Raw genomic sequence first — 13,249 nt, 5'->3', positions numbered from 1 at the left:
CAACTGGTGGTGTTCCAATTGATATAGTTAAGGAGTACATTGAAAATCAAGGAATGAAATGAGGTGAAAATATGTTAAAAGCTTATAAATACAGGATTTACCCGAACAAAGAACAAAAAGTGTATTTTGCTGGAACTTTTGGCTGTGTCAGATTTATATATAACCAAATGCTGTCTGATAGAATTAAATCATATAAAGAAAACAAAGATTTGGATATTAAAAAGATCAAGTATCCTACCCCAGCACAGTATAAAAAAGAATTTGAGTGGCTTAAAAAAGTTGACAGTCTTGCTCTGGCAAATGCTCAAATGGATCTAAATAAAGCATATAAAAATTTCTTTAGAGATAAATCAATAGGTTTTCCTAAATTCAAAAGTAAGAAAAGTAACTATAACAGTTATACAACCAATAATCAAAATGGTACTGTGTATATTCAAAACAAACGTATCAAAGTACCTAAATTAAAGTCTATGATTAAGATAAAACAGCACAGGGAATTCAGCGGAATAATTAAATCCTGTACTGTATCCCAGGTGCCGAGTGGTAAATATTTTATATCTATACTGGTTAATTGTGAGATTAAAAAGCTGCCTGAAGTCAGTAAAAAAATAGGAATAGATATGGGGCTAAAAGAATTTGCAATATGTTCAGATGGATATAGAGAGGCCAACCCAAAATATCTGACAAAATCAGAGAGAAGGCTTGTCAAACTTCAAAGGGACCTATCAAGGAAGAAAAAAGGCAGTAATAACAGAAAAAAAGCTAGGTTAAAATTATCTAAATTACACGAGAAGATAGTGAATCAAAGGGCAGACTTCTTAAATAAGTTATCAATAAAACTAATCAGAGAAAACCAATCTATAGTTATTGAGGACTTAAAAGTTAAAAATATGCAGCAGAATCACAGGCTGGCAAAGGCAATAAGCGAAGCAAGCTGGAGTGAGTGGCACCCGGTAATTATGCAAGTAGTCAATTATGTTCAGTTTGTGGATATAAGAATAGAGAAGTAAAAAATCTTGCACTCAGGGAATGGATTTGCCCTAAGTGCGGCACACACCATGACAGGGATATAAACGCCAGTAAAAATCTGCTGAAATTAGCCATATAATTTTGGTAATACACTGAGGTTGGTTCGACCTTTAGAGCTTAGGTAAACTTGTTCCATTAGGAATATTGACTAAGAAGCCATCCACTTCTATAGGTGGTGGTAGTTCACAATCCAGTTTACAGATATTTCATTAGCTGTTTATATGAAAGCCAGAATGTTTTCCATGTTTTAAGAAATACTATACTCAAGATTATATAAACTTGAGGTGGTATTAAGTGGAAAACAAACGTAAAGGTCTGTCTGCATGGCAGGTCACTATGATGGCACTGGGTACCATAATTGGAGGATCTTTTTTTATCGGATCATCAGTTGCTATTCATGCTGCAGGACCTGCTATTATGATATCCTATGTAGTAGCAGGAATTTTAGTCTATTTTATACTTTCCGCACTCTCGGATATGACGGAAAAATATCCATCATCAGGATCTTTCAGGTCATTTGCTGCGAAAGCTTTTGGATCAGGTGCTGGGTTCACCTTGGGATGGGTTTACTGGACTGGCATGATCCTGGCTATGTCCAGTGAGGCAGCTGCTATTTCCATTTTAGTGCGCAGCTGGTTTCCGGGAGTGCCCATTGGACTATTTGGAAGTGCTGTAATTGTTGTGGTTACACTGCTTAATTTACTTGGAGCCGATAAATTGAGCAAGTTTGAAAGTGGATTGGTTGCATTTAAATTATTGGCTATAGTGTCATTTATAATTATCGGTCTGCTTTTAATTATGGGACTTATTGGAAGAAATTCTCCGGTGGGTGTAGGTGAATTGAGATATGAACCACTGCTTTCGGGTGGTATAAAAGGTATACTGGGAAGTATGATTACAGTTATGTTTGCCTATGCAGGATTTGAAATAATAGGCCTGGCTGCTGCAGATACCGACAATCCTAAAAAAACAATTCCAAGAGCCATCAATTATACTGTTTTGAGCTTATTGGGACTTTACATAGTTTCTGTAGCTGTGCTTCTTCCGTTGATACCTACAGGAATACTTACTGAAAATGCAAGTCCTATGGTTGTGGCTCTGGATAGGTGGGGAATAAGCTGGGCCGGGAATGCAATAAATATAGTTATGTTTACTGCCATACTTTCGACTATGCTGGCAGCTATGTTTGGCCTGGGGAGAATGATTCGTTCTCTTGCAGAGGAAGGTCTTGCACCTAAATTATTGAAGGACAAAAGAGATGTCCCCTATAGGGGGATGATTTTTTCAGGTGCTGCAATGCTTTTGGGATTGATGCTGGGACTTTTATTTCCAAAAGTTTATTTATTTTTAGTGAGTTCGGGAGGATTTGCACTGCTTTTTACCTATGTCATGATTCTGGCTTCAGAAATTAAACTTTCTAAAAGAAGAAAGATAAAAAATAGATATGCATATTGGTTCACAATGGCAGCCCTTGTTGCTGTTATTTTTAGTATGCCTTTTGTTCCGGGGCAATCTCAGGGACTTATAGCAGGAATAATAATAATTTTATTTTATTCGCTGATCTATTCAGGAATAAAATATTATGAAAATATAAAAAAATTCAAGTATCAAAATGTAAAGAGAAATACTGCAGGACTATCTACTGAGTTTTCTGAAGAGTTGATGGAGGATGAGAAAAACCCAAAACAAAATATGGATGATAAATAATAATTATGAGAATGAGAGAGTTGAAATAAAAGGTGCTGCTGCATTAGCGATTTTTTAAATCGCTGTGAACAGCACTTTTATTATGATATAATATTATAATAATGTATGTTAAATTTAAAATGAGGTGACCAATATGTTTATAAATGAATTTAATAAAAGAGAATCCATTATCTTTATTAACTTAGTTCAGGCTCTAGCTAATGCAGATGAAGTGTTTGCTCATAGTGAGCAAATATTGATAGATGACTATATCAAAGAACTTTCTTTAAACAATGAAACTATAGAAAAACTAACATATGAATCAGCTATTGAAGAATTAGCATCATCTACAGACAGAATTAAAAATATACTTTATTTTGAATTACTTGGATTGGCTTTAGCAGATGGATCATATGATGAGAAAGAAATAAAATTTTTAGATAATATTGCATATAAACTTAATATAGATAATGCTAAGCAGCAGGATTTTATAAATTATTTTAAAATGACCAAGAATATCAATGACTTTATAACTATGAATCCTGAATGCAAAATAAAATTATTAAAAGAGACAGCTATGGATTTAATATAATATGGAATTAATATCAGAAGTGAACTGTATCATAGATAAACTGGGATCTTTAAATTTAAAATCGTATCTTATTGTCTACAATCTGAAAAGTCCATGCTCAAATTGAGTATGGACTTTTATTACTTAAATCTGTTTTTGTAAGACTGGACCATTTTTTTGACCATCTGTCCGCCAATAGTGCCGCCTGATTTTCCAGCATCTTTTGAGGTTAAGCCTGCAATATATTTTTTGTTCAAATCAATCCCCAATTGATTTGCTGTTTCCATTTTAAGCTTGTTTAATCTTTCTTTTGCCTCTGGAACCAAAGGTTTATTTGACATGAACAAAAGCCTCCTTTAATTTGTAATATATTTTTGGTGACATTTTAGTTTTTGTATATATGAGTAAGTTAGTCTATGAAATTGGAGAAATATTTAGCAGATATTTGCAAGAACAAAAACAGATAAACATGGAAAATTTATATACATTAGAGTATAATGGTTATTATAAAATAATTGATTTTAATTAGTGCGAGAAGGTGTTCATATGTCAAAAATTAAAGTGTGCAAGCATACCCTGAATTACAAGGATTTAATCAGGATTCTAAAGGATAATGAAATTGAATTCAAAACAAAAGATTGTCTCCACAAATGCTCAAAATGTCATGAGAAAGTTCTAGTTAAAAAGGGTGATAAATATATATCTGCAAAAAATGTTGAAAATTTAATAGAAAAGTTATCCAAAGTTTAGAGCCTAAAATGCAGTATTGTTTATCTTACAGGTTTTAAAAGAGCTGGTCAAAATTATACTTAAATGATTTTGACCAATTTTTTCATCAAAGTATATTGACAATCATAATAATATGATATACATTATAATTGGATGGTCAAAGGAATATACCGGGGAGGTGATGAGATGGTTTTAAAAACACCGTCAGATCTGCTTAGGGGACATACAGATACCATTGTGTTGGCCATTTTGAGAAAAGGTGACAGCTATGGATATGAAATTCACAAATCTATCATGGAAAAAACTCAAAATCAATTTGAAATGAAAGAGGCAACCCTTTATTCAAGCTATAGGAGGCTGGAGGAGGGTGGATATATTACTTCCTACTGGGGAGATGAGTCTCAGGGAGGGAGGCGCAAATACTATAAAATTACTGAAAAGGGAAGAGAACTTTACAGGCAAAATAAGGAAGATTGGGAATTCTCTCAGAGGATACTCAATAAATTGTTGGAGGAGGAATGAAAAATGGATGTGAAAGTTCAGGTTTATATAGATAGACTTTTTCGGGATTATGAAGATACTCCCGAGCTCAAGGATTTCAAGGAAGAAATTGCAATCAATCTGCAGGAGAGAATTAAAGAGTTTAAAAATCAGAGCGAGTCTGATGAAAAAGCCTTTGAAAAGGCAGCAGCTGAACTAGGTGATATTACTAAAATTGCAGATCAGATAAGCCGGCAGAAGAGGAAGGAGGTCATTGACCAAATGTATGTACATTCAAGAATACAGGTTGACAAAAAGCATGCTGTTGGTTATGCAGCTGCAGGTGCCATTGCGCTGTTTGCTATAATATCAGCATTCACAACTTATTTTAGCACAGGTGAAATATCCACGGGGGTATCTACTCTACCGGTATTTATTTCAATTTCCACAGCCATGTTTGTATTTTTGGGCCTTACTCAGGAAACAAACACCGATTTCCCTATGGAATGGAAACGTGCCCTGATATATGGCATTTCATCTGCTGTGATTGTGTTTGGAGTTTGCGTTTCGGCCATGCTGTATTTTATGGACGGAATGGGGCTTGAATCCGTATCTGGAAGTCTTATGCCTTTTGTAATTCCAGGTCTCTGTGTGCTTGTATTTTTACTGCTCACTGAAAAAGAAAGACATAAACCCTGGGTATTGGAAAGAGAAAGAATGTTTAAGGAGAATTATGCTACTGCATATGGAGATGCAAAAACCCTGGAGCAGAGAGGGCTTTTATCCGGAGCACTTTGGCTGTTTGCGGCGGCGCTTTTTGTATTATTGGGTTTTATAATTGGTTTTAAATATTCCTGGGTTGTATTTTTATTTGCAGTTGCCTGTGAAGTACTTATAGAACTCTGGATGAGTTCAAAGATCAAAATGAAAAATAGATCCTGATTGTAGAAGAAATATGCTGGCAAAACTGTAATGCCAGCGGGAATTACAACTGTAATATTTGCTGATAAATATGGGTGTGATGCTGCCGTGGAGTGTATGATTATAAATATTTTTTTGTTGTCAGCACAAATAAACTCACATTATAGCTGTGACTTTTTAAAGTCATTTTCCATCTGCTGTATCTGCCTTTGGAATACCTTTTTAAGGGGGGCAATGAGAAGAAATATTCCTGTAAAATAGCCAAGCATTCCAAATATTTTAAGAAGATGATCCCAGTTGGGACCTCCAATTGCTTCCCTAAACCCATTTATGGAATAGGTAAATGGTAAAAATGGCGCCATGTTGGCAAGTCTTGTTGAAATAATTTGAAGAGGGTATATGCCGCCTGTTCCAAAAATCTGGAATATCATAAGAACTGTAACCAGGGCTTTCCCTACATTTCCTAATATAAATATGCATGTAAATATTATTATGGAAAATGTTATACTTACCACAAATGCAACTCCTATCATGGCAGGTATATTCACAGGTCTTATTCCCAGAAGCAAAAATTCTCCAAGTAGAGTTATAGATGTCTGTATTAAAGAGAGTCCCATGAAAAGAAATAATTTTCCAGAATATTCCTGAATCATGCTGACCTTTGTTCCATCTCCAAATTTTTTGCATTTCAGCGTAAGTATAGTTGAAAGAAGAAGTATACCTACCCATATTGACAGCGTAGTATAAAAAGGAGTGACTCCATATCCAAATAATCCAAGATTATAGAGCTGAACGTTTTTCAACTCTATCGGAGATGACAATAGACTTGAAATTTCAGGACTTTTTTCCATTATTTCTATTATATGATCAATATTCTTTTCATTTATCATATTCGTATCTTTGCTTAGCTGGTTTAATCTGTTCTGAATATCTCCAAGCCTTTTGTTTATCTGGTTTACATGTGATATTGATATTTCACTGATAGAGGCACCTGCATTTGCCAGTGAATTAAGCTGAGGAATAATCGTTCTTGTAGATTGAAGTATACCCTCATAAATTTCCAGACTCCTATCAATATTATTGCTCATGTTGTTCAAAGTCTGGCTGGCATTTGAATAAAAAACATTGGATATATTCACTGCATCCGATGACAATTCATTTCTCATTTTAGAGAGCTGAGCTATAATTGAATCTGTACTTTCCTTTGAACCATTACTGTTCACAAGCTGCTTCAATTGTGCAAGAGAACCTTTTTCCATCTGTATGGAATTCTTCATTCTAGACAGGGTATTTATGAGCTCCACCGCACCATTGTTTGGCAACACATCATCTATAGCATTGAGTGTTTTGAAACTGCTGTCAATTTTTTCAATCATCGAATCATTTAGATTATCTAGCTGATCTATAGTATTGTTTATGGCACTAGAATTTACAAATTCATTGTCCGTATTTTCAAGACTTGACAAAAGGGATTGAAGCTGAGTATTTTGGTTCTGAAGTTCATTTATCCCGTTTGACAGATTATTCTGTGCTGAATTTATAGTTTGTTTTGTGGACTGTGCAAGGGATCTGCCATGATTTACAATATCCTGAAGGCTTTCAATCTGTCTGGAAAGTCTTGGAATGTCATTTTTAAGCTTATTTAAATAATCCTGTATCTCCCTTGAATTTCCGTTTACCTCCGACAGATATTTTTTTGTTTTATATATGGCTGTGATGGAATCCTCCAGCGAGTCTTTAATTTGTAGAATTTCAGGTTTATAATTGTTTAACTTTTTGCCGATGGAATTCATCTGTTTGAGAGCTTCCCTGCTGCTTATCTTTACAAAGTTTGATTTAATCTGATCCGCCAGCACATCTTTTGCCTGGCTTGTAATTTCAGTAGCCGCTGCATTCAATTTCTCATTGGCTCTGTATACTATATTTGGTTTTTGAGGTTCCGAGGTGGCAAGCGTGAGAAGTCTACTTGAAAAATCTTCAGGAATTTCTATCAATGAATAGTACTTTCCAGTATTGAGCCCGTAATTTCCCTGCCATTCATCTATGATAACCCAGTTGATACTCCTGTCTTTTTTTAACTCGTTTATAATCTCATTTCCTACATTTATAGTCCTTTCATTAATGCTGCCGCCCTCATCTTTGTTGACAACTGCAATGGGAAGTCTGCTGGTATTGGCCTTTGAGTAGGGATCCCAGGACGCTTTTATATTTACAAGTGCATAGGAGGATGGGAGAAAGCAGAATACTATAATCGTTATGAGCACAGCAAAATTTTTTGTTATGTTTTTAAGATCCCTCTTTAATATTTTAAATACAGTATTCATGCTGGTGTCACTCCTATTATCAATATTTATATTCCAATACCTGACTCTATAAATTTACTATGAAATCTATTCATTATCCCATAGAGAGGCTTTTTCAAGAACAATCCCACCAATACGGCAATTACAGACATAAGAACAAGTATTGAAAAATCTATGACTACAGTACTTATAAGAGGCCCTCCAATCGATTCTCTAAATCCGCTTAGGCTGTAGGTAAACGGAAAGAAAGGCTGAAATATTCTAAAAATTAATGGGTTAAGCTGTATAGGATAAGTAGCACCGCTCCCTGCAAGCTGTACTACAACTAATAAGACAGCAATTGCCTTTCCAAGATTTCCAAATATGGACACCATACTGTATACTATTGTCGAAAATGCCAGGGATGAAATCAATCCAAAAATTATCATAAGGAAGAAATTTTCAGTATAAACATGGAGTATAAATTTAGTGGTAAATACAATTATAAGAGATTGTATTATAGAAATTGAAACGAAAAGCAGCATCTTTCCAAAATACTCCTCTTTCAATGATAGATTTTCAGATCCTTCAAATTTGGCTGCAGTTGTTTTAAGCATTGCTGCAAGCATGGTACATCCAACCCATATGGAAATTGTCATATAAGTAGGTGCAAATGCTGATCCGAAGTTTGGAATTGTATAAATATTTTCCTCCTTTATATTAAATGGATTGGCCATAAAATTTCCCATTATTTCAGGATCGTTTTGAAGTATGGTTATTATTTTCACTATATCCTTGTTATTTGTAAGTTTTAGTTTGTTACTGGCATTTATAATAGGCTTTTTAAATTGAAGAAGCTGATTCTCAAGTTTTCCAGAGGAATCAGCTATAAGTCTGCTTCCATCTATCAAGGTATTTATAGATTTGATGCCCCGCTTATTCATAAATTCTGCAGTCTTTAAAATATCGGCAGAATTATTTGAGGATGCTATTAAATCATCAGTTATTGCATCTAACTCTCCTTTTACTTCATTATTGTACTGGTTGACAGAATCAATGAGCTTCAAACTCACATTCCATGTATTGTGAACTATAGAATTATTCAAGCTGCTGTTTATCTGATTTGTATTGTTTAAACTCTGCTGAAGATTATTTATATTATTCCTCTCAATATTCAAAAGACTTTTTACATCATTTAAGGAATTTAAAAGATTTGATATTCTGCTGTTGTGTGCAAACCCGTTTACTGTCTGCAAAAAATCTATTATGGAGTCAACTTCTCCATTTAACATATCTATCTGATAATTCATCTTGTCCGCTGTGGAGTTTATGTTAGAGAAATTTACATCTTCAATTGATGAATTCAAATTGTCCGCAAGGGTCTGAAGTCTATAAATATCTGCTTTGGCATTGTTGAAGTTTACTTGAATGTTGTCAAAGGAATTGTTTAGGGAAGATTTTATTGATTTTATAAGTTCTTTATTGCCGACAGGTACTTGATTTGTTATATTTATATTTCCGGCCGTAGAAATAATGGGTTTTAATTGAGTAAGAATCAGTGCAATATCACTGGCATTGTCATTTATGCCTCCAAGTACAGCTGTAACGAGGTCCATATTGTCACCTAGAGCTATTATTGAATTCTTTAGGTCTATTATCTGAAATTTATTTTTTTCTGCTTTTTTCCCTATAATATTCAGAGAAGAAAATATAGCTTTGTTTACTGAATATACAAAATTGGATTTTATGGAGCTCACAAGGGAGTTAACTGCACCTTCGGTGATTTTGCTTCCCATAGGACTGGTCTTTGTATTTGATTTATAAAATATCTGAGCCTTTCTTGGATTATCCGTAATTATACTTGAAAGATCGTAGGAAAAATCTTCAGGTATCTCAATTTCAGCATAGTATTTTCCATCCATCATTCCCTGATCGGCTTCTTTTGAGTCGACAAATTTCCATCCAATATTATGATTTTTTTTTAGATTATTTACAATTTCATCTCCCATGTTGATATTTCTATCCTGAAATAGAGCACCCTGATCCCTGTTTACCACGGCTATAGAAATATTACTCAATTTGGCACTGGAGTAAGGATTCCAGATTGCCCTCACATTTACCAGTGTATATAAACAGGGCATTATACATAATCCTAGTACAGTTGCTAGTGCCGCTTTATTTTTTATGATGGTTTTTATATCTCTTTTAAATATACTTATGATATTCTTTATCATCTCATATCACTCCTATAAAATAACTGGAAAATGTGTTTCTTAAATGTTTTAATTGAAATTGATGTTGTTATAAAAACGGCTAAAGTTACCTAAAATAATTATTTTTATACCGGTAAATTTTTTGAGTATTTATATGGTATCCTTATTTACTAATCTGTATTCTAATTTTGGATGAGCTCAAAGATCAAGATGAAAAATAGCTTTTAATTCTGGAAAGAGAAGTCTTAAGGTGTCTTTTTTATGTCTGATTTTCCATAGAAATAATGTTATAATTACATTATATAGTTATGGTGTAATGTCTAACAAAAGGACATCTATCCGAAGAATACATTGTTAATATTCCCAACTTCATAAGGTGGGGGACAAGTACTGTTATGCACCTGGATAAGTTTGCCTTATGAGAAAATGAAGAAAAGGAGGGATTGTAATTTGAAAAAAAGTAGAGTTATACTACTTGAATGTACTGACTATGATGAAGATAAAGTATATAGAACCGTTAAAAGAGGGCTGGAGCTTCTAGGTGGAATAGAAAATTTTATGAGAAAAGATGAAAAAATTCTTTTAAAACCCAATCTTTTAAAAAGGGCAGTGCCGGATCAAGCTATAACAACTCATCCGTCGGTTTTTAAAGCTGTGGCAAGAGTTCTGAAGGAAAGTGGATATAATAAGATTTCATATGGTGATTCACCGGGAAATGGCAATCCTACGAAAATATCAAATACTGCTGGAATTGCCAGAGCAGCTGAAGAATTGGGAATTGAGGAAGCTGATTTTAGGCAGGGAGAAAAAGTTGATTTTCCACAGGGAAAAGTTGCAAAAAATTTTGTAATAAGCAGGGGGGCTTTAGATGCTGAGGCAGTTATAAATGTCTGTAAAATGAAAACCCATGCCCTAGAACGTGTTACTGGAGCTGTGAAAAATATATTTGGTTGCATATATGGTTTCAACAAGGGGCTGAGTCATGCAAAGTATCAGAATGCAGACAGATTTGCAAAAATGCTCTGTGATCTGCATGTAATGATAAAGCCAAGACTCCATATTATGGATGGAATTGTGGCCATGGAGGGAAATGGACCTTCGTCGGGAAGACCTGTAAAGATGAATATTATCCTCATGTCCGGGGATCCGGTGGCTCTTGACAGCGTCTTCTGCAGGCTCATCAATCTTGACCCAGAATCAGTGCCCACCAATGTAAACGGAGAAGTATGGGGACTTGGAAACTGGCATGATGAGAATATAGAGATTTTAACTCCTCAAGGAGAAAAACCAATAGAGGAGATTGTCAAGAAATATGGAAAAATGAATTTTGATGTCTATCGTGGAGATATAAAAAAAGCGGGTTTTCATAGAGTTGAATGGCTTATGAAGCTCATAAGGCAGAGACCCTATGTAGTAGAGGAAAGGTGTATCCGCTGTGGAATATGTGTAAATAGCTGTCCTGTAGAAGGAAAGGCCATAAAACTTGATAAGGACATGGGAACGATTCCCCAGTACGATTATGACAAATGTATCCGATGTTACTGCTGTCAGGAAATGTGCCCTCAAAAGGCAATTGAGGTAAAAACTCCATTTTTGAGAAAAATCCTTGATAAATTAGCCTGTTCCCGCTGATGAATACATTGGCTGTTTTTCCTATTGACATTAACGCTGCGTAAAGGTTTATATTTAATTTACAAGGAGGTAAAAACATGGAATATTATACAGTACAGGGACTCAGTAAACTTTCTGGAGTCAGTAAAAGGGCAATCCGGTATTATGATGAAATTGGAATACTGAAGCCGGCCAGAATCAATTCATCAGGATACAGAATTTATGGACAGATGGAAGTGGATAGACTTCAGCAGATACTTTTTTATAAAGAACTAGGGGTTAATCTGGAAGATATAAAGAATATTGTGACTTCCACCAGTTTTGATACTGTAAAGGCTCTGAAAAAGCACCATGAGAAACTCCTTGAAAAAAGGCGTAAATTGGATTTGATCATTTCAAATGTGGAAAAAACCATTGCGTTTAGGGAAGGAAGAATTAAAATGACAGATAGTGAAAAATTTGAAGGCTTTAAGGAAAGGCTTATAGAAGGCAACGAAAAGAAATATGGCAGGGAAATCAGGGAAAAGTACGGTGATGATACTGTTGAGAGATCCAATGAAAAATTCAGAAATATGACTGAAAATCAGTATAGGGAAGCTGAAAAACTGCAAAGTGATATAATGGATACATTGGAAAGTGCCTTTGAGACAAAAAACCCGGGGGGAGAACTGGCACAAAAAGCAGCAGATATGCACAGGAGGTGGCTCTCCTACTTTTGGGACAGCTATTCAAAAGAAGCTCATGTAGGTGTTGCACAGATGTATGTGGATGACAGAAGATTTACAGCTTATTATGACAAGAGAAAACCTGGAATGGCCAAATTTTTAAGGGATGCTATTTTTATTTATACCGGTATGAAGAAATAGAAAGAAAGATGATGAGATTTGAAGCTTTTAATACAATTGTTCATTAAGACTTGTGTAGAAACTGCCAATTTGACAGGTATGATGATATTTGTAGGTTTTCTTTTGGGCATGCTCAGAAATTATTCACTGATAAATTTTCAAAGAAGTCTTGGAAACAAGGCAGTAATGGTAACTGGTTTTATTGGAGTGCCCATACATGAACTCAGCCATGGAATAGCTGCACTGCTGTTTGGGCATAGAATTACTGCCATTAAATTGCTTCAAAAGCCGGATGCCAACGGTGTCATGGGATACGTAGAGCACAGTTATGATCAAAACAGTATTTATGAGCAAATAGGAAATTTTTTTATAGGGATAGCCCCCATTTTTGGGGGCATTGCCTGCATGGTTGCTCTGATGTATGTGAGCATTCCACAAACTTATAATAATTTTATGAATATCTTAATGAGAAATATCCACGTGGAAACAATAGATAAATCCACAGTTATGGGATTAGCACATTCCTATCTCGGACTCGTAAAGAATATTTTCTCAACTGGAAATTTTCAAAATCCTTATTTTTATGTATTTCTGTTTATATCCATATGCATATCTTCTCATATATCGCTGAGTTTGGCCGATATAAGAGGTGCTTCAATAGGATTGACAGCTATATTTTTCATACTGTTTATATTGAATATTTTTGGATTGTCGAAATATATTCAGGAGGTTAATTTGATAAAATATAATATTTTAGTAACGAGTTTTTTAGTTGTGGCAGTGATATTCTCTATGATAACCTTTTTGGTAAGCCTATTTTTTGTAGTTGTTAGAAGAAATTGAAATGACATTGATAGAAACTTGAATAGAAGAATTTGTACA

The 13,249-nt window shown here is 34.6% G+C and carries 11 protein-coding genes and 1 pseudogene; 9 read left to right on the top strand and 3 right to left on the bottom strand.

Translation table 11 applies throughout. The features are described from left to right. Positions 1 to 71: 71 nt before the first annotated feature. The 3 genes and pseudogenes from LN736_RS13265 (at position 72) to LN736_RS13255 (ending at position 3,307) form a co-directional block, all read left to right on the top strand. Positions 72 to 1,108: pseudogene (locus LN736_RS13265) on the top strand (RNA-guided endonuclease TnpB family protein). Between the two features lie 215 nt (positions 1,109 to 1,323). Beyond that, positions 1,324 to 2,736, top strand: a complete 1,413-nt coding sequence (locus LN736_RS13260) for an amino acid permease (protein WP_179977516.1) — start codon at positions 1,324 to 1,326, stop codon at positions 2,734 to 2,736. Between the two features lie 133 nt (positions 2,737 to 2,869). Continuing rightward, positions 2,870 to 3,307, top strand: a complete 438-nt coding sequence (locus tag LN736_RS13255; RefSeq protein ID WP_150355837.1) for a hypothetical protein — start codon at positions 2,870 to 2,872, stop codon at positions 3,305 to 3,307. Positions 3,308 to 3,426: 119 nt separating this feature from the next. On the opposite strand, the gene LN736_RS13250 is transcribed toward LN736_RS13255, so the two are convergent. Continuing rightward, a complete protein-coding gene (locus tag LN736_RS13250) occupies positions 3,427 to 3,627 on the bottom strand; it encodes an alpha/beta-type small acid-soluble spore protein (protein WP_150355836.1) in 201 nt (66 codons plus the stop codon). A 205-nt stretch (positions 3,628 to 3,832) separates the two neighbouring features. Here LN736_RS13250 and LN736_RS13245 point away from each other — a divergent pair, with 205 nt between their 5' ends. From LN736_RS13245 to LN736_RS13235, 3 genes are all read left to right on the top strand, one after another. After that, a complete protein-coding gene (locus tag LN736_RS13245; RefSeq protein ID WP_150355835.1) occupies positions 3,833 to 4,036 on the top strand; it encodes a hypothetical protein in 204 nt (67 codons plus the stop codon). Positions 4,037 to 4,201: 165 nt separating this feature from the next. Next, complete coding sequence (locus tag LN736_RS13240; protein ID WP_150355834.1) at positions 4,202 to 4,537, top strand: PadR family transcriptional regulator; 336 nt, start codon at positions 4,202 to 4,204, stop codon at positions 4,535 to 4,537. Between the two features lie 3 nt (positions 4,538 to 4,540). Then, positions 4,541 to 5,437: a permease prefix domain 1-containing protein gene (locus tag LN736_RS13235; RefSeq protein ID WP_179977515.1), complete on the top strand. Its 897-nt coding sequence runs from the start codon at positions 4,541 to 4,543 to the stop codon at positions 5,435 to 5,437. Between the two features lie 140 nt (positions 5,438 to 5,577). Here the strand turns inward: LN736_RS13235 and LN736_RS13230 are convergent, their stop codons facing one another. Together LN736_RS13230 and LN736_RS13225 are read right to left on the bottom strand one after the other, a co-directional pair. Then, on the bottom strand, positions 5,578 to 7,740 hold the full coding sequence (locus tag LN736_RS13230) for a YhgE/Pip domain-containing protein (protein WP_229981699.1): 2,163 nt from the start codon (positions 7,738 to 7,740) through the stop codon (positions 5,578 to 5,580). Between the two features lie 26 nt (positions 7,741 to 7,766). Next, complete coding sequence (locus LN736_RS13225; protein ID WP_179977513.1) at positions 7,767 to 9,932, bottom strand: YhgE/Pip domain-containing protein; 2,166 nt, start codon at positions 9,930 to 9,932, stop codon at positions 7,767 to 7,769. A 429-nt stretch (positions 9,933 to 10,361) separates the two neighbouring features. Here LN736_RS13225 and LN736_RS13220 point away from each other — a divergent pair, with 429 nt between their 5' ends. From LN736_RS13220 to LN736_RS13210, 3 genes are all read left to right on the top strand, one after another. Beyond that, complete coding sequence (locus LN736_RS13220; protein WP_229981698.1) at positions 10,362 to 11,543, top strand: DUF362 domain-containing protein; 1,182 nt, start codon at positions 10,362 to 10,364, stop codon at positions 11,541 to 11,543. A gap of 77 nt (positions 11,544 to 11,620) precedes the next feature. After that, positions 11,621 to 12,388: a MerR family transcriptional regulator gene (locus LN736_RS13215; protein ID WP_150355829.1), complete on the top strand. Its 768-nt coding sequence runs from the start codon at positions 11,621 to 11,623 to the stop codon at positions 12,386 to 12,388. An 18-nt stretch (positions 12,389 to 12,406) separates the two neighbouring features. Then, a complete protein-coding gene (locus LN736_RS13210) occupies positions 12,407 to 13,210 on the top strand; it encodes a hypothetical protein (protein ID WP_229981697.1) in 804 nt (267 codons plus the stop codon). The last annotated feature ends 39 nt before the right edge of the window (positions 13,211 to 13,249 follow it).

Source organism: Clostridium aromativorans (assembly GCF_020908015.1).
Classification (GTDB): Bacteria; Bacillota; Clostridia; order Clostridiales; family Clostridiaceae; genus Clostridium_B; species Clostridium_B aromativorans.
The sequence above is the reverse complement of the archived record's forward strand: the minus strand, read 5'-3'. Positions and strand labels throughout refer to the sequence as shown.

Excerpts from the sequence above, each read along its gene's own strand:
- LN736_RS13250 (WP_150355836.1), bottom strand. The coding sequence starts at position 3,627 with ATGTCAAATAAACCTTTGGTTCCAGAGGCAAAAGAAAGATTAAACAAG.
- LN736_RS13235 (WP_179977515.1), top strand. The coding sequence starts at position 4,541 with ATGGATGTGAAAGTTCAGGTTTATATAGATAGACTTTTTCGGGATTAT.
- LN736_RS13245 (WP_150355835.1), top strand. The coding sequence starts at position 3,833 with ATGTCAAAAATTAAAGTGTGCAAGCATACCCTGAATTACAAGGATTTA.
- LN736_RS13225 (WP_179977513.1), bottom strand. The coding sequence starts at position 9,932 with ATGATAAAGAATATCATAAGTATATTTAAAAGAGATATAAAAACCATC.
- LN736_RS13240 (WP_150355834.1), top strand. The coding sequence starts at position 4,202 with ATGGTTTTAAAAACACCGTCAGATCTGCTTAGGGGACATACAGATACC.
- LN736_RS13230 (WP_229981699.1), bottom strand. The coding sequence starts at position 7,740 with ATGAATACTGTATTTAAAATATTAAAGAGGGATCTTAAAAACATAACA.
- LN736_RS13255 (WP_150355837.1), top strand. The coding sequence starts at position 2,870 with ATGTTTATAAATGAATTTAATAAAAGAGAATCCATTATCTTTATTAAC.
- LN736_RS13215 (WP_150355829.1), top strand. The coding sequence starts at position 11,621 with ATGGAATATTATACAGTACAGGGACTCAGTAAACTTTCTGGAGTCAGT.